The organism is uncultured Anaerobiospirillum sp. (genome assembly GCF_902485895.1).
Taxonomy (GTDB): Bacteria; Pseudomonadota; Gammaproteobacteria; order Enterobacterales; family Succinivibrionaceae; genus Anaerobiospirillum; species Anaerobiospirillum succiniciproducens.
Map to the genome: position 1 here is coordinate 1 of NZ_CABTML010000105.1, position 16,740 is coordinate 16,740.

The following is a 16,740-nucleotide window of genomic DNA, read 5'->3' on the forward strand; positions in this document are numbered from 1 at the left end:
GCCTAAAAGATTAAGAGCAACGGTTGGACGCTGGTTAGCCTGGCTCAGAATAGTCTGAGAGGCCTGCTGAATAATCTGGTTCTGAGTTAAAGCTGCAGTCTCAGATGCAAAGTCAGTATCACGAATACGGCTGCGAGCATCTGATTCGTTCTCAGAAATTGAGCTCTGATTACGGATGGTGCTTTCCATACGATTTTGGATTGCGCCTAGGGCCGCACGCTTAGAATCAACAGCTTCAATAAATAAATCAACAAACTCTAATGTCTTTTGAGCGGCTGAAGGGGTAGATACCACCCAATATGCCAGACTAAGCTGATTTTGAGCGGTCGCTACAAGACCAAAACCGTCTGCTTTGCCAGCATCAGCTTCAGTCGTTTTAAATTCTAGCTTTGCAGGGCCTGCACCACCACCGCCTCTTCCGACGTTGGCCATACACATGATGCCTTGCATGTGGAATGCACCGCATTCAAGTGTAATTTCGTCCTTAGCGTTCGCGCCAACTTGGAAGAAGTATTCATAAGCATTCTTAGTTTGTGCTGAAGAACGCATGAGGGTGTTGGCACCGCCACCGTCAAGAACCTGAGCGCCAGCAAAGGTAGTTTTCTTTGCAATACGGCTGATCTCGTGGGATAGGGCCTTTACTTCTTCTTGGAGAGCCTGACGATCTTTTGCTGTATTGGTACCGTTGGCAGCTTGGACTGCGAGGGTACGGATACGCTGCAGCATGTTGGTGGTTTCGTCGAGGGCACCTTCGATGGTCTGAGCTAAGGCGATACCGTCATTTGCGTTGCGGTTACCTTGGTTGAGACCATTAATCTGGGCTGTTAAGCGATCAGAGATCTGAAGACCAGCAGCATCATCTTTAGAGCTGTTGATGCGAAGACCTGAGGATAAACGCTGATAGGAAGTATTGAGCGCAAGAGTAGAGTTAGCGAGCTTACGCTGTGCGTTAATCGAGCTAACGTTAGTATTAACGTATAAAGCCATGAATCTCTCCTTGTATCTGTCTCAGTAGAGAGAGCTGTACAAGCACTATCTCCACCTTGCTTAATGCAATCAATATATTCGTAAAAAGCATGGCATGCTGCTTACGAATAGACTGTCTGCTGTGAATCTCTTCTTCAAGAAGGCCGCCTTTGAAGAGGCAGCCTTAGACGATATGAGAGATTCGAAAACTGTTACTAGCCTACCGGCCGCCTAAAAGATTTAAGGCAACAGTAGGTCTTTGGTTGGCCTGGGTCAGAATAGTCTGAGAGGCCTGTTGAATAATCTGGTTCTGCGTTAAAGCTGCAGTCTCAGATGCAAAATCGGTATCGCGAATACGGCTGCGAGCATCAGATTCGTTCTCAGAAATTGAGCTCTGATTACGGATGGTGCTTTCCATTCTGTTCTGTATTGCGCCTAGGGCCGCACGCTTAGAATCAACTGCCTGAATGAACTCATCGATATATTGGAGAGTCTTTTGAGCAGCTGACGGTGTTGAAACAACCCAATATGCTAAGCTTGGAGCGTCAGTAGCATCTGTTGCTACTAGACCAAATGCGTCATCAGCGCCTGCATCCGCCTCATTATCTTTGAATTCGAGTTTGTTTTGGTTTTTGCCTACATTAGCCATGCACATGATGCCTTGCATGTGGAATGCGCCGCATTCAAGTGTAATTTCATCCTTAGCATTAGCGCCAACTTGGAAGAAGTATTCATAAGCATTCTTAGTTTGTGCCGATGTGCGCATGAGGGTGTTGGCACCGCCACCGTCAAGAACCGGAGCGCCAGCAAAGGTTGTCTTGTGGGCAATACGGCTGATCTCGTGAGAAAGGGACTTTACTTCCTCTTGGAGGGCCTGACGATCTTTTGCGGTGTTGGTACCGTTAGCAGCTTGGACTGCGAGGGTACGGATACGCTGCAGCATGTTGGTGGTCTCATCAAGAGCACCTTCGATGGTCTGAGCTAAGGCGATACCGTCATTGGCGTTACGGTTGCCTTGGTTGAGGCCATTAATCTGGGCAGTTAAGCGATCAGAGATCTGAAGACCTGCAGCATCGTCTTTGGAGCTGTTGATACGGAGACCTGATGAGAGTCTTTGGTATGAGGTGTTAAGCGCAAGAGTAGAGTTAGCAAGCTTACGCTGAGCGTTAATAGAGCTAACGTTAGTGTTTACATATAAAGCCATAGTTGTATCTCTATATAGCCGATCCAGCTGCTCGTAAGCTGTGATCTTATATATGGCGCTTTTAGAACCTGTTCGCTATATTCTGCTGAGGCGAGCACCTTATTTTGTTTGTTGATTGCTACCCCAACGACATTTCAAGATTTTGAATCTGTCATATCTATGAAAGTCATGAGTTGCTTGTATATATCGGTTGCAACACAAGTGCCATTTTGAAAATGTACACAAGTGCTATTACTGTTGATGTGTTAAATTTTGTGTGTAATTAGTAAATATGTTTTGACAAATTATTCATCGTAAATGTTTGATTCCCTTGATATTACGGAACACTTATCATTTGAAACATTTCAATTTTTGCTTAATTCAAAAGTGTGAGAGTTTTAACAATTACATGCCTTCACCATACAACAAGTGAGATTTTTGCATAGTCAAATTTGCCGCCATGTTTTGTCAAAAAAGATTAAGGAAGTGGCATTTATGATTCAATAATGAAGTATGTGTTGGTAACGCCGTTTCTGTAAGTTAATTATTGACACACCAAGATCAGAGCGTATGAAGGTAGAGATCAAAAGATCAGCGATCGTCGATCAATAGTGGATGTGATAGCTAAGTAAAAGCGCTCAGAGATCGTGGAAAGGTTGTTATTGGTATGCTGAGATCGTTGTTTGGTGCTGGTCTGTGATCTTGAGAACTTGGAACGTGGGTATATATGGTTAGGGTTGAGATCGTGACTTGCGATCTTAAGATCTTGGGTCGTGGGTATATGTGGTTAGGGTTAAGATCGTGGATTGCGTTCTTGAGAACTTGGATCGTGGGTATATATGGTTAGGGTTAAGACTGTGGCTTGCGATCTTGAGATTTTAGATCGTGGGTATATATAGTTAAGGTTAAGATCGTGGATTGCGATCTTGAGATCTTGGAATGTGGGTGTATATGGTTAGAGTTAAGATCATGGATGGCGATCTTGAGATCTTGGATTGTGGGTATATATGATCGGGATTAAGATTATGGATGGCGATCTTAAGATCTTAGAACGTGGGTATATGTGGTAAGGGCTAAGATCTCGTGGATGGCGATCTTGAGATCTTGGGTCGTGGATACATATATGGTTAGAGCTGAGATCTTGTACAGCGATCTTGAACTAGCGATCGTAGAGTTTGATCTTCGGCATTGATATAGAGAGGTGATCCTTGATCTCTGATCTTTGAACTCTGATCTTGTGGCGTTGATCTTAATTAGCGAGCTGTGAGCGTAAGTGGAGTAGTGCTGGTGTTTTGATCGCGGCTTAACTAGATATTGAAAAAATGTATGGGGATTCAGGCAAAATCTAAAATGAGTAGCCAGTAATTATGTTCAAAGAGATGCTTGGTTAGGGCTGCTTTTTTAAGGCCTCTTTTTGTGGATGGGTGGCAAGGTTTTGCCTAGAGATTGTGTACCGTCACATGAGCTCTGTGGCGTGGAACATTTCTTAACTGGTTTTTAGTAGTGTTGTTTTGGTATAAATGGCTTGTATAAGCCAGTTGTTATGCTTGGTTAGTTGGTTTTGTTTTTTCTGCTGGGGTTTGTATTGGGTGTCGGGATTTTGGTGAAGCGCATGTGTATGAACTTTGCATGAGATTTCTCTATTGTGCACTACTATTGGGCGGATCCTTGGCATGTTCCACAGTATGGCTTTGCAACCTTAGATGGAAAGATATTTTCATACAAGATAATTTACATTCTTGTTATGGAGTGTTCTTGGCTCTGCTTAGCTTAGAGCATCCGTCTAAGGAGAGGCTTATACATGGGATTTTAGTAAGATCTTATGCTTATGAGCGAGAGTGTTCTATACATGTATTTGAGATGAATTTTGGCTCAGAGTGTGAATATCTTTTGTCAAAATTTGTTGATGAGCGTGTCACTTTGTGTTCGTGGGACATATTTCTTTGCAGATCTTTGCTAGAATGTTAGAGTGCAGTAGGTTGTCTAAAAATTGATGACTTACATTGTTGAGTTTTGCCTTTGGCAGATACTTAACTTTTATGTTCCACAGATCTTTTGCTTGATCTGTAGTACGTGCTTTGCTGTTAATGTTTGATTTGACATAGATAGACTTACAGCGATAGCAGCTTTATACAATCTTGTTGGCATGACTTAGTTTTGGCGCCCTCATATGCAGCCCAAGCTTTTAATAAGCTCAAAGGTTGTTTAGTAGCTATTTGTTAAAACTGTTCTAGTCTGATCTTGTTAGTAACTCTCAAAATCAAAGGTCACGCTTACGTAGCCTGATCTTGGATTTGACGAGTAGGTGGCTAAATAGCCCATTGCACTGCTTTACTAGTTTCTATAGTGAATTAAGTAAAGTTCATCAGTACGTTGATGTTACTTTCATTTGCTCAAGTTATAGATACTTGAACATGAGCGAGCTAGCTATAGAAGTGCATGAGTAAGTAGTTTTCAATGAGCATATTTGTCTAAGGTATTCCGTATGAGGATAACTCCGAGCGACTCATGGACATGGTCCATTCAAAGCGTTGAGGGACAAGTGTATCTTGGTATCAACCTCTCGCTAGATAATGGACGTAGGTTCTTTTTTAGAACCAACTACCGTGTCGAAGCTCTAGCATCTTTCCCTGAGATTGGAGAGCCGTTTTGCATTTTAGACGGTCAGATGCTTAATGACTTTACTGCAGGTCTTAATGCTATTGGTGTCCCTGACGTCAGTGCTGTTGATGAAGTGTCTGCAAACATGGAGCTATCTTTGAATGCCGTAGCTGGTGCACGTTTTGTCGCACCTCCACGTAAAGCCATCATGTGTTCATTCTTACCTTACACAGGCAAAAGCTTCCAAATTAAGCGCGGCAGTGTTATCTCCATGTGCACAAGCAAGACTAAGGAGATTTACGACTTCATTGTGTTAGACGATCCCAACACTGTTAAGGATGACGTCTACCGTGTGATGTTCTGTAACCGCGAGTTCCTTATTGACGCACAGCACTCTGTTCAGGTGGGAGCCATCTTTAAGGTTCTCAGAGAGTTTATGTGCCCATATCGTCAGGTTGTAACCGATCAAGGCCGTAACTTAGCCTAGTTACTTATTACAACTCATAGCTTTGGCTCAGGCCAAGGCTGTGTAGATATGTATTGAAGCTAGCTATTCATTTTTAAGGCTGATTGGCCTTTTATACCTTTGTATATTTTTAGCTAAGCTCATTACCATCTTTAGTGCCAGTCAATCGACTGGTATGAATTCTTCAAGACCTCCTTTAACCTTTTATCTTTGCTTAAGGTGCAATGTTTGTTGCAGCTAGGGTAAGTTTTCCCTTAGCGTTTTTGCTCATGATGGTTTTTGGTTGGTCTTATATTGGCGCTGGATGTGAAGAGATTCCTTTCATATATACAACGCCGCATCGTAGATGAAGTGATTGAGATACACGCTCTCCTTCATCTATGAATTTAAAACAGTTTTTCAGGCATAGCTGCATCTATAGCAGTATCCGGATCGCGCCGCATTGAGATTAAAGAGCGGATTCGGCTGACAAAATTTGCATCTGTCGCCACGCCTTGAATGGCAGAGCTAAAGCCTTGAGATAGTTGTGTTGCTATCCGTTTATTAGCTAGCTATTGCTTAGCATGATAGAGCGGTATACAACTACATCATGGCCTGTAAATAGCATCTGTTTAGTCTATGCGTACTGAAAGCATCTATCTGTCAATGATTGTCAGATAACAACTAATTATGCCACTGCAGTATGTTTTTCACAGTGGACTTAGGTAGCAGTTACCTAAAAATCGTTGAGCAATTTACGTGGTCGTACATGTAAGAGGCTAGACCAAAGAAAGTGTACAGGTTAGCTCAGGTTGTATACCAACAAAGACCAGTTATAACAGTGCTCAAAATAAAGTAGGTTGTCACGATGCTGATATTTACAAGACTCATGGGCGTTTGAGCATGTCAGTTTGGTTGACTAGTAGGCAAGATAGGCATATAATTTACTGTTGAGCCTTTTTTCAGCCGATAGATTTTTTTGGGACGATTTGATGGATAACAATTCCGCAAGTACCGAGTTTAAGCAATTGATTGCCCGTGGTAAGGAGCAAGGCTACCTTACTATCGAAGAAATCAATGACCTGATCCCACCAGATATTATCTCTGGCGATCAGTTATCGGTCTTCATTCAGACCTTCATTGATATGGGCATCAATGTGTGTGAGACCCCACCAGATCCTGATGAGATTCTTTTAAATGAGAACTCACAGTCCGTGGAGTCTGATGACGTTGAGACCGTAGCATCTCAGCTCGATAGCAGTGTTGAAATCGGCCGTACCACTGACCCTGTACGTATGTACATGCGTGAAATGGGTAACGTATCACTGCTGACCCGTAAGGACGAAATCGAGATCTCTAAGCGTATTGAGCGCGGTACAAACAATGTGCAAAAGTGCATTGTTGAATACCCAATGGCTATGTTCGATCTCTTTGCTCGTTACGAAGAAGCTTGCGATCCTGAGACCGAGACTAGACTGTCCGATGTTATTGTTGGTTTCTCTGATCCTTATGTAGAAGAGGAAGATGACGTAACAAAGGAAGTTGAAGTTGAAGGTGATGAAAATGAGCAGATTGATGCTGAAATCCCTGATAACATCGATGACATTGAGTCTGATGCCGATGATTTAGAAGGCCTTGATCTTGATGAGAGCGATGACGGTGACGTTAAGAAAGCCTCCAAGAAAGGTCCTAAGAAGCGTACTAAGTCAGCCAAGAGTGCAGCTGTTGATCTCGATGATGACGAGGATGAGGATGCTGCTGATGATGCTGGCGGCTCAGGCAATGACTCTGGTCCAGATCCAGAGCTTGTAAAGCAGCGCTTTGCAGAACTACGTGTACAGTTTGATAAGGTTCAAGCTCTGCGCGTTAAGATGAATGCTGCTAAGGTTACTGCTGCAACTAAGCGTAAGTACGAAGAAGAGCTCAAGCGTTTAGTTGAGTTATTCTCTACTTTCCGTTTAGTTCCACAACAGCTTGAAGCACTGTTAAATCACATGCGTGACATGATGGATCGTGTTAAGACCCAGGATCGTCACATTCGTGAAATTGCAGTTAACCGTTGCGGTATGAAGATCGAAGACTTACGTACTCTGTACACTGAGTCTGAGATGGAAGCATCCATGGATTGGTACGAGAAGGCTATTCGTCCACGCCGTGCATATGCAACTCGCTTAAAAGAGTATCGTCCTCAGGTTGAAAAGTGCGTAGAGGCATTAGCAGATATTGAGGCAGAAGCCGGTATCTCTATTTACCGTCTGCGTGAGCTCTCCCGTCGCGTTATGATGGGCGACGCTATGGCTAAGAAAGCCAAGAAAGAAATGGTTGAGGCAAACTTACGTTTGGTTATTTCTATTGCTAAGAAGTACACCAATCGTGGTCTGCAGTTCCTCGACTTAATTCAGGAAGGTAACATCGGCCTGATGAAGGCAGTTGATAAGTTTGAATACCGCCGTGGTTATAAGTTCTCAACTTATGCTACTTGGTGGATTCGTCAGGCTATCACTCGTTCTATCGCTGATCAGGCACGTACCATCCGTATCCCTGTGCACATGATTGAGACTATTAACAAGCTCAATCGTATTTCTCGTCAGATGCTCCAGGAAAAGGGTCGTGAGCCTACCCCTGAAGAGCTGGCCTTTAAGATGGGCCTGCCTGAGGAGAAGATTCGCAAGGTAATGAAGATTGCTAAGGAACCTATCTCATTAGAGACTCCAGTTGGTGATGATGATGATTCGCATTTAGGAGATTTCATTGAGGATAGCTCAATTGCAATCCCAGCTGATGCAGCAACTGCCGAATCATTAAAGAACGCCATCAACGGTGTATTAGATGAGATGCCTCCAAGGGAAGCTCAAGTTCTGCGTATGCGTTTTGGTATCGGCATGACCTCTGACCACACCTTAGAAGAGGTAGGTCGTCAGTTTGGCGTTACCCGTGAGCGTATTCGTCAGATCGAAGCTAAGGCCTTACGTAAGCTGCGTCACCCATGCCGTTCAGCTGGCCTCAAGGGCTTCTTAGACTAAAAGTTTAGTCTCAAGATAATCACTAATCATTTCTGTTTCCATAAATCCCAGCACTACGCTGGGATTTTTTTTGACCGCTAAATGCATTTTGGCTGCAGCACTTGCCAGATGCTTGACGAGTACAAACAAAAACAGCGGCCTAGGCCGCTGTTTTTTAGAGATAGTAGCATTGGGCTACTACGAGTAATTAGTTGTACTCGTGATTGTGCTTAACAGGCTCTTCACCCTCATCAGGAGCAGGAAGATTTTGGATCTCTTCAATCTTCTTCCAAACTTCTTCTGGGTTGTGCTCCCATAAGATAGCGTGAATGCCGATCTTGTTAGCCATGTCAACGTTAGCCTGATTGTCATCGATGAAGATGCAGTCATCAGCCTTTAAGTGATAGCGCTCAAGCAGTGTATAGTAGATGCGCTTGTCAGGCTTGTTCATCTTCTCTTCGCCGGAGACTACGATGCCCTCGAAATCATCGAGGAAGCGGTAGTGACTAAAAGCAAATGGGAAAGTTTCAGCAGACCAGTTGGTCAGACCATAGGCCTTAAAGCGCTCATCTGCAAGCACACGCTTGAGCAGCTCAACGCCATCAGCATGCTCGCTCTTGAGCATCTTGACCCAACCTGTGTGGTACAGTTCAATTGCCTCAGCCCACTCAGGATACTTCTCTGAAAGTTCTTTTACACCCTCGGCAAAAGGCTTTCCAGCATCCATCTGAGCGTTCCACTCACTATTACAGATCTCAGAGAGGAATTTCTCCATCTTTGCGTCGTCATTAAAATAGTCGCGGAACAGGTAACGAGGATTCCAATCAAGCAGGACTCCGCCGAAATCAAAAATAATGTTGCTTCTGGTCACAGTTAGACTCCACTTAACAACAAACATTAACGTATTATCTAGCATAGCGCAGTGAGACTGTCTTTAAAACCTAAACCGTGATTCTTTCATCTCTTTTGACGGCAAGCTCACCTTTTTGCACAATTGCATTGTCTTTTTACCATGAATTGGCACAAAAACTCACATCAAGAATGCGCGTGTGCACTAAAACATAAGCACAAGCACGCTTTGTCTAAGTAAAATATCTACACACCATAGCGTCTCGCTTAAAGCTCTTCATCGTTCAATTTCAATAGCTCAGATATCTAAGTGCATAAGTCACTGCACCATACCTGCAGCAATAAAGTACCAGGTGCATTAGCTCCCGTCATACATGTATACAGCCATGCCTGGTGGTTAGATCATGCTCTATCTAGTGTGTCTTGCTGTGTTTTGCTTACCGCTCATGGGATTTTTTCATAATAAACACTGCTTTATTAACTCAAATGTGCACGCCTTTAATGCATGGCTATGTGGAGTTTGGTGCGAAATAATTGCTGAGGTATTGCGCAAATAGCGATAGATAAAGGGTTTATGGTTATGCATCAATATGGATGTGGGGTGTGCAATTTTGGGGCGATTTTGCGTTAGACGTTCTATGTAGTGTGGTTGTGCGTATGATTGACTCACACATAAGCCTACGAGGCAAAGAATATTAGACAGCAAAAGCGCAGTTGTTGTTTGCATCTTGTATAAGCGCACAACTAGTGGCAAGTAATGAGCTAAGTTTAGATGCTTATGCGCTACAGACCAAAGCGCAACGCTAGCTGTCATGATCAGCAATTACATCAGGTGGATTATAGATTATGGGTTACTCAATGTTTAAGCAAGCCATGTGCGCAGCCGCTATGTGCTCAGCTGTTTTTGCAACTTCTGCCGCATCTGCTGAGGATAAGCTCTTAGTAGGCACTGAGTCTTCTTATGCACCGTTCGAGTTTACCAATCAAGATGGCAAGCTCGTTGGCTTTGACATTGACCTTACCGAAGCTATTGCCAAAGAATTAGGTCTAGAGGTTGAGTGGATGCAGATGCCTTTTGATGGCCTCATTCCAGCAATGCTCACCGGACAAGTAGATATGGCTGCAGCTTCATTCACTATTACTGAAGAGCGCAAAAAGCGTATTAACTTCTCTGACCCTTACTACACCTCAGGTCTTACCTTTGTAATTCGTGCTGCAGATAAGGCTAAGTATCCTGATAACAAGTCACTTGCAGGCAAGAAGCTGTGTGCACAGCTTGGCTCTGTATCAGCTATGAAGGCTAAAGAGATCTCTCCTGATAACACCGTTACTTTCAATGACGCTTATGCAGCCTACTTAGAGCTTCATTCTGGTGGTTGTGAGGCTGTGCTTAACGACCGTCCCGTAAATCAGTACTACTTATCTACAGTTAAGAATCCAGAGCAATCTTATGAGATTGATGAGGTTATGGATGCTGAGGACATGGCTTTAGTGGTACCAAAGAACAATGAAGAGCTTTTAAAGAAGGTTAATAGCGCTTTAGCTACATTAAAGAGCAACGGTACTTTCCAAGCAATTCACGACAAATGGTTTAAGGCTGCTGACTCTCAAGCAGCTGCTGAGGCTAAGTAATTTAAGCCAAATATAAGCATCTAATTGCTGAAACTTGCCCCACTATCCATCCGATAAGATAGGTAGTGGGGCTTTGTCTTTAATGTAGCTCCAATAAAACTTCACATTGCAAATAGCACGCAATTACATATTGGCAGTAACATGCAAGTAAGTATTGGCAGGACATACAAGTTCAATTGCGCAGTAGCTGCTGACCATGGTTGCGAAAGTAGGGCGTTTTTAAGAGTCTGGTCGCTTTAAGAGCTGTTTACCTCCAATTTGCATGGGTTCAATAGCATGGTTTTTGACTACTATGTTAGAAACATTGTGCAATGATAGGCTTTTGTACTAGGTCACTTTTAGTGCATTAGTCTCTAAACTGTGAGAGAAAACACTTTTAAGCTGATTTTTAGGGTGACTACATGCAAAGTTGCAATGTTTTGTTGTATAAATAGATACCCCTCATGATGGGTATCCCCATCAGAGGTAGTAGTGGCTTATGCAGCCTTAGTTCTTAATGAACGCTACATTAGCTAATGCTAGATTAAGTTTTTGGTTAAGACTCAAGTATTGCAGGGTCTTTGCGATCGCAGGACGCAACTGAGTTAAATAGGAGTTAGTTATGTCTTTAAAGTTAAGCGGTGCGCTCAAAGCCTTAGCTTGTGCAACTGTTTTTACCTGTGCAGGCTTTAGTGCAAGCTCATATGCTGAGACCTTACGCGTTGGTACTGAGGCTACCTATGCACCATTCGAGTTCGCAGCAGAAGATGGTACTTTAACCGGTTTCGACGTTGAGCTAATCAAGGCAATTGCTCAGGAAGCTGGCTTTGATAATGTTGAAATTAGCAACATGCCATTCGACGGCTTAATTCCAGCCATTTTCACTGGCCAGATCGACACTGTTATTGCAGCTATGTCTATCACTCCAGAGCGTTCTAAGCGCGTTGCTTTTACTGAGCCTTACTACACCTCTGGTCTTTCTGCTCTGATTTTAGAGAGCAACAAGGATAAGTATCCTAATGTTAAGAGCCTCAAGGGTCAGGCCATTTGCGTTCAGATCGGTACTACTGGTGCTTTAAAAGCTGAAGAGCTAAGCCCAGGTAAGGTTAAGGCATTCAACACCCAGCCAGAAGCTTTTATGGAGTTAAAGGCAAAGGGCTGTGAGGGTGTAGTTAACGATCGTCCTATTAACCTCTACTTCCTCTCCAAGTCCAATGTTGCTGAAGGCGTTGCTGAGATTCCTGAGATCTTAACTGCTGAGAAGTACGGTATTGCTGTTAACAAGAACAACAAAGAGCTCTTAAACAAGCTCAATGCTGCTCTTAAGACTCTCCACGAGAACGGTAAGTACAACGAAATCTACCAGAAGTGGTTCAAGCTCTTACCTCACAACGAGTCATAATCGACTACAAAAGGTAACAAGCTAATAGAGCTTATACTTCACAAGAAAGCCTGGCATTTGCCAGGCTTTCTGCATTTTGGCCAAAGCAAAAATGCAGCTGCTGCCCATCATCAAAAAGCCAATGCCCAGCCTAGGCCACAAAGCCTTTGCCCGTCCCTGGCAATAATGCAGATGCTCAACCCTGACCATAATGCGCAAGCTCAGACAGTGCTCTCATGCCGAAGCGCAAAGCTTACAAGCACAGAATGCTACCTTATCTGAATATGGTGGGCTAGTTGGGTTAGCTGTGGTTAAAAGGGGCAGTTTGCATGGGCAAATAGTCCATATTAGGCAAAGAATTTGTGATTAAGCTCTAAACTAATAGCGATTGAAAGTGTTTTGAGTTACAATCTTGCGTTCTATGGGCAATGCATTTTAGCCCAGATGGATCAGAATACGGGGCTTCCCGCATTTATTAGTCGCGGCTCATTTTAGAGTCGTTCATGGTTGCATCCTAGTCTCATTGAGACTTGGGTCATCAGTCATAGTTTGAAGAGACTTTCTAACACATGTCGATACCGTTTGACTTCAGCTTGATTATTGACAGCTTGCCACTCCTTGGCATCGGTGCTTTAGTTACCATTGAGATCACTGCTATGTCAGTGTTCTTAGGTACCTGTATCGGTCTTTTTGTCGGTATTGCTGAGCTGGCACGTTATCCGTGGATCCGAATCCCTGCAAAGATCTACGTAGACTTTATTCGCGGCACTCCACTGCTCGTACAGATTTTCATCATCTACTTTGCACTTCCAATCATATTTGGAACCAGAATTGAGCCGTTTGTAGCTGCAGTTGCAGCCTGCTCCATTAACTCTGGTGCTTATGTAGCTGAAATCTTCCGTGCAGGTATTCAGTCCATTGACAAGGGTCAGATGGAAGCTGGTCGTTCTTTAGGTATGTCCTGGACTCAGACCATGCGTTACATCGTAATCCCTCAGGCTTTCCGTCGCACCATCCCTCAGCTTGGTAATGAGTTCATCGCCATGCTTAAGGACTCCTCATTAGTATCCGTTATCGGCTTCGAGGAGCTGACTAGAAAGGGTCAGTTAGTTATTGCATCCACATACGGCTCTCTTGAGATTTGGACTGCAGTTGCGATCATCTACCTGATTATGACCTTAACTATCACCCGCTTCGTGGCTTACCTCGAGAAGCGTTTCAATTAGTAATTTAGTCACAGCAAACAGCAGCGCATCATTTGCTTAGCGCTGCTAGCAAAACAAGCTTTAAAGCCAAAATTATGATGCAAACACTCGCCATCATAAGTTGCTCTAGCTTGTATATGTTGTGAACAGGTACTTAGAGATTTATTAGAGGCCAGCTATGATTAAGATTCGTGGTCTGAAAAAGAAGTACGGCAAGAACGAGATCCTCAAGGGTATCGATCTTGATGTAAACAAGAGCGAAGTAGTGGTTGTTATCGGCCCATCAGGCTCTGGTAAGAGTACTTTACTGCGTTGCGTTAACTACCTTGAGGTTCCAACTGACGGTGTTATCGCTATCGATGGCGAAGAGATTACTCGCAAGGTGGACATCAATACCATTCGTGCTGAAGTAGGTATGGTGTTCCAGCACTTCAACCTATTCCCTCACATGTCTGTTTTAGACAATATTACCCTTGCTCCAATCAAGGTTCGTGGTAAGAGTAAGGAAGAAGCTGAAAAGATTGCCTTAGAGCTTTTAGATAAGGTAGGTCTTAAGGATAAGGCTGCTTCATTCCCATCTCAGCTCTCTGGTGGTCAGCAGCAGCGTGTAGCTATTGCTCGTGCTTTAGCAATGCAGCCAAAGATCATGCTCTTTGATGAGCCAACCTCTGCACTTGACCCAGAAATGGTTAAGGAAGTACTCGAGGTTATGAAGCGCTTAGCTGAGTCAGGTATGACCATGATGGTTGTAACTCACGAAATGGGCTTTGCTCGTGAAGTAGCTGATCGCGTAATCTTCGTAGACGGTGGCAAGATCCTGGAGATGGGCCATCCAAACGAAGTATTCGAGCATCCAAAGGAGAAGCGTACTCAAGAGTTCTTAAACAAGATTCTCTAAGCGCAACTTACCATGCTTTAAAAAAAAGGCTCTCACCATCTAGGTCAGAGCCTTTTGTATTTTTAACGCCGGCAAAATAGAAAGAACTTCCCAAAGCCCAAATAACTAACAGCCTCAACCCAAAACCCATCCATCATAAAAATCACATCACTAAAACCATCATCATTTACACCTGATGGTCGCAAGTATCCGCAAAAAGCGCTTATCTATCGCAGCGGCGCAAGATTCTCCGCCCGTGCATCATTATTGTCAATAATCCCTTATAATTACGTGTGCTTTTCTTATTTAGCATCCGCACTTTATAGCTAGCAAGGCATGCAAAAACAACTGCATCTCATGCCAGACTATAATCACTATGCGAATCTATTAAGCAGCAAGGTCCATTAGCTTATTTGCCTACAGGGAGTTACCACATGTCCAATACAGATGAACTCAAGACTTCACAGCCACGAGACAATTGTGCATCCACTCCCGTAGCTAAAGCCAAATCTGCCCCAAAAGCACAGCCAACAGCTACTCCAAAAGCAGAGTCAAAAGCCGCGCCTAAGCGCAAAGCATCTGACGTTAAATCCACCCCAAAGGCAGCGCCAAAAGCCATAGCAGCTAAGACTGATCCAAAAGGCATAGCAGCCAAGGCTGCTTCAAAAGAAGCTTCAATAACAGCTCCAACAGTGGCTCAAAAAGCCGCCACTGCCAAGAAAGCTCCTAGTGCTGCAGATACAACAGCCACTGTTAGTGCAGCGACTGCAGCTCAAAAGACTCAATCACCTGCAGCTCCTGTTAAAGCCGATGCTAAGGTCGAGACTAAGGAAGAGGCTAAGACTGCAACAGCCACTGTCGCATCAGCTCCAAATACAGCTGAGCAAAACAAGGCTGAACTAAATGCCGAGGTAAAGACTGAGGTTAAGCATCAGAGCAAGGCATCAGATGCAGATAGCAATGCTAAAGCATCAGAAGATACAGCTCCTGCATCTGCTAATGCCGCCGAATCAGAAGCTGCTACCACCAATGCATCTGCAGCTTCAAGTGCTGCTAGCGATGATGCAGCAAAGGCAGAGTCGACTGCTAGTGCTGCCAAGGAAGCTGCCAGCGATCGCAGCAAGGCTCATGATCAAGCTAAAGCAAAGGCTAAGAGCGGTGGTAAGAAGGTTATGGGCTCAGGCGGTGAAGAGGATGTGGAGCACGCTGGTTTCGATCCAGATCAGTGGCAACAGCTTCTGGATGTAAAGTACTGGCCATCATGGTTTGCGCTAGGTATTTTGGCTGTACTTGCTTATGTGCCAAATCGCATTCGTGACTTATTTGCCATCTTGATTGCTTATCCACTGTCTCTTATTAATATCCGCTTTAAGAAGGTGGTATTTGCTAATTTACGTACTGCATTTCCAGAGAAGTCAGAAAGCGATTACAAGCAACTTTACCGCAAGCTTTTAACTCACGCCATCATTACTGGATTTGCCTTTGGTGAAGGTGTTTTCCTGCCACGCTTTATGGTTGAGCGTAGCTGGATTGTGAAAAATCCTGAAGTTCTCAAAGCGGCTTTAGACGATAAGCGCCCAATCATTTTCTGTGTACCACATACCTTCTCATTAGATCGCGGTGGTCTGTATTTAACAGCCAATCGCCATCCAATGTTTGGTGTAGCCAATGATCAATCTAACCCTGTGTTCAACTGGTTTATGAACTATCAGCGCGTGATTTATGGCGGTACTATGCATACCCGTGCTGCAGGCTTTAGATCAATTTTAAAGGCTCTCAAGCAAGGTCGTCATTGCTACTTCCTGTGCGATGAGGACTTAGGCGATGATGTACCAAATGTCTTTACCGACTTTTATGGTGTGCCAAAGGCTATGGTAGACACTCTGCCAAAGATGGCCCGTCTTACCAAGTCTCAGGTAGTAGTTTTAACCATTACTTACAGCATTTCCAAAGCACGCTATGAGCTTGAGTTTACCCGTTTAGATGATTTCCCATCTAACGATGTTGTAGCCGACTTAAACCGTGTAAATAAGGTCTTTGAACAGCACTTAAGTGGCCATATTGAGCAGTATATGTGGTTCTTACGCTTGTTTAAGACTCGTCCTGATTTACGTTACTTTACTGACTGCTATGCTGATTGTCATGGCACTAAGGACGCTAATAGTATCAAGGTTGACTACTATCACCGTCGTGTTCCTCTATTTGATCCTCAGATAGTATGGGATGGTTACGTACCTCCAAAAGACTATAGCGAGATTGCTGCTAAGTTAAAGGCTGAAGAAGAAGCCCAAAAGGCCAAAAAAGCCTAACACTCTTAGACACATACATCTAAAGGCTTTAGCTCCACGCTAAGGCCTTTTGTCTATATAAGAGCCTAAAACCACCGCCTGCTATGAAATAGGCCAAAAGCCAGCCAGTGAACCAGCCAGCCAGCAAGCTAGTAGGCAATGCCCAAAAGGCATGTTTGTAGCTAAGTGGCCAAAAGCCAGCCAGCAAGCAAGCAATGGGCTATTAGTCAGTAGATCACTTTGATCGTACTTATGCTCGACTCATTTGATGCTCAAAAAGCAAGATCTAAATAAAATGTCGGCTATGCTTTAAAGCCTGTTATGCCGATAGA

The 16,740-nt window shown here is 43.8% G+C and carries 10 protein-coding genes; 7 read left to right on the top strand and 3 right to left on the bottom strand.

Annotated features, from left to right (window positions below; genetic code table 11):
* Positions 1–987 (bottom strand): flagellin (locus RDO37_RS08400; RefSeq protein WP_308498769.1); only part of this gene is annotated, 987 nt, incomplete at its 3' end.
* 199 nt (positions 988–1,186) lie between these two features.
* Positions 1,187–2,170 carry a flagellin gene (locus RDO37_RS08405; RefSeq protein ID WP_308498770.1) on the bottom strand — a complete coding sequence of 328 codons (984 nt, stop codon included), beginning with the start codon at positions 2,168–2,170 and terminating at the stop codon, positions 1,187–1,189.
* Between the two features lie 2,464 nt (positions 2,171–4,634).
* On the opposite strand from RDO37_RS08405, the gene RDO37_RS08410 reads away from it, so the two are divergent.
* Together RDO37_RS08410 and rpoD are read left to right on the top strand one after the other, a co-directional pair.
* On the top strand, positions 4,635–5,237 hold the full coding sequence (locus RDO37_RS08410) for a cell division protein ZapC domain-containing protein (RefSeq protein WP_156907633.1): 603 nt from the start codon (positions 4,635–4,637) through the stop codon (positions 5,235–5,237).
* Positions 5,238–6,187: 950 nt separating this feature from the next.
* Positions 6,188–8,218 (top strand): RNA polymerase sigma factor RpoD, encoded by a 2,031-nt coding sequence (rpoD, locus tag RDO37_RS08415; protein WP_308498771.1) that lies wholly within the window; start codon positions 6,188–6,190, stop codon positions 8,216–8,218.
* A gap of 187 nt (positions 8,219–8,405) precedes the next feature.
* Here the strand turns inward: rpoD and RDO37_RS08420 are convergent, their stop codons facing one another.
* Positions 8,406–9,068, bottom strand: coding sequence for an HAD family phosphatase (locus RDO37_RS08420; protein ID WP_156907634.1), 663 nt, complete (start codon positions 9,066–9,068; stop codon positions 8,406–8,408).
* Positions 9,069–9,892: 824 nt separating this feature from the next.
* Here RDO37_RS08420 and RDO37_RS08425 point away from each other — a divergent pair.
* The 5 genes from RDO37_RS08425 to RDO37_RS08445 all read left to right on the top strand — a co-directional run bounded on the left by RDO37_RS08425 (position 9,893) and on the right by RDO37_RS08445 (position 16,429).
* Positions 9,893–10,678 carry a basic amino acid ABC transporter substrate-binding protein gene (locus tag RDO37_RS08425; RefSeq protein WP_273324605.1) on the top strand — a complete coding sequence of 262 codons (786 nt, stop codon included), beginning with the start codon at positions 9,893–9,895 and terminating at the stop codon, positions 10,676–10,678.
* A 601-nt stretch (positions 10,679–11,279) separates the two neighbouring features.
* The gene (locus tag RDO37_RS08430) at positions 11,280–12,059 is read left to right on the top strand and encodes a basic amino acid ABC transporter substrate-binding protein (protein WP_027940520.1); all 780 of its coding nucleotides are present in this window, start codon (positions 11,280–11,282) and stop codon (positions 12,057–12,059) included.
* Between the two features lie 548 nt (positions 12,060–12,607).
* Complete coding sequence (locus RDO37_RS08435; protein ID WP_303073716.1) at positions 12,608–13,264, top strand: amino acid ABC transporter permease; 657 nt, start codon at positions 12,608–12,610, stop codon at positions 13,262–13,264.
* A 157-nt stretch (positions 13,265–13,421) separates the two neighbouring features.
* Positions 13,422–14,141 (top strand): amino acid ABC transporter ATP-binding protein, encoded by a 720-nt coding sequence (locus RDO37_RS08440; RefSeq protein WP_027940522.1) that lies wholly within the window; start codon positions 13,422–13,424, stop codon positions 14,139–14,141.
* 413 nt (positions 14,142–14,554) lie between these two features.
* On the top strand, positions 14,555–16,429 hold the full coding sequence (locus RDO37_RS08445) for a hypothetical protein (RefSeq protein ID WP_308498772.1): 1,875 nt from the start codon (positions 14,555–14,557) through the stop codon (positions 16,427–16,429).
* Positions 16,430–16,740 lie beyond the last annotated feature (311 nt).

Coding starts and splice junctions, on each gene's coding strand:
- RDO37_RS08445 (WP_308498772.1), top strand. CDS start 14,555: ATGTCCAATACAGATGAACTCAAGACTTCACAGCCACGAGACAATTGT.
- RDO37_RS08430 (WP_027940520.1), top strand. CDS start 11,280: ATGTCTTTAAAGTTAAGCGGTGCGCTCAAAGCCTTAGCTTGTGCAACT.
- rpoD (WP_308498771.1), top strand. CDS start 6,188: ATGGATAACAATTCCGCAAGTACCGAGTTTAAGCAATTGATTGCCCGT.
- RDO37_RS08425 (WP_273324605.1), top strand. CDS start 9,893: ATGGGTTACTCAATGTTTAAGCAAGCCATGTGCGCAGCCGCTATGTGC.
- RDO37_RS08405 (WP_308498770.1), bottom strand. CDS start 2,170: ATGGCTTTATATGTAAACACTAACGTTAGCTCTATTAACGCTCAGCGT.
- RDO37_RS08410 (WP_156907633.1), top strand. CDS start 4,635: ATGAGGATAACTCCGAGCGACTCATGGACATGGTCCATTCAAAGCGTT.
- RDO37_RS08435 (WP_303073716.1), top strand. CDS start 12,608: ATGTCGATACCGTTTGACTTCAGCTTGATTATTGACAGCTTGCCACTC.
- RDO37_RS08440 (WP_027940522.1), top strand. CDS start 13,422: ATGATTAAGATTCGTGGTCTGAAAAAGAAGTACGGCAAGAACGAGATC.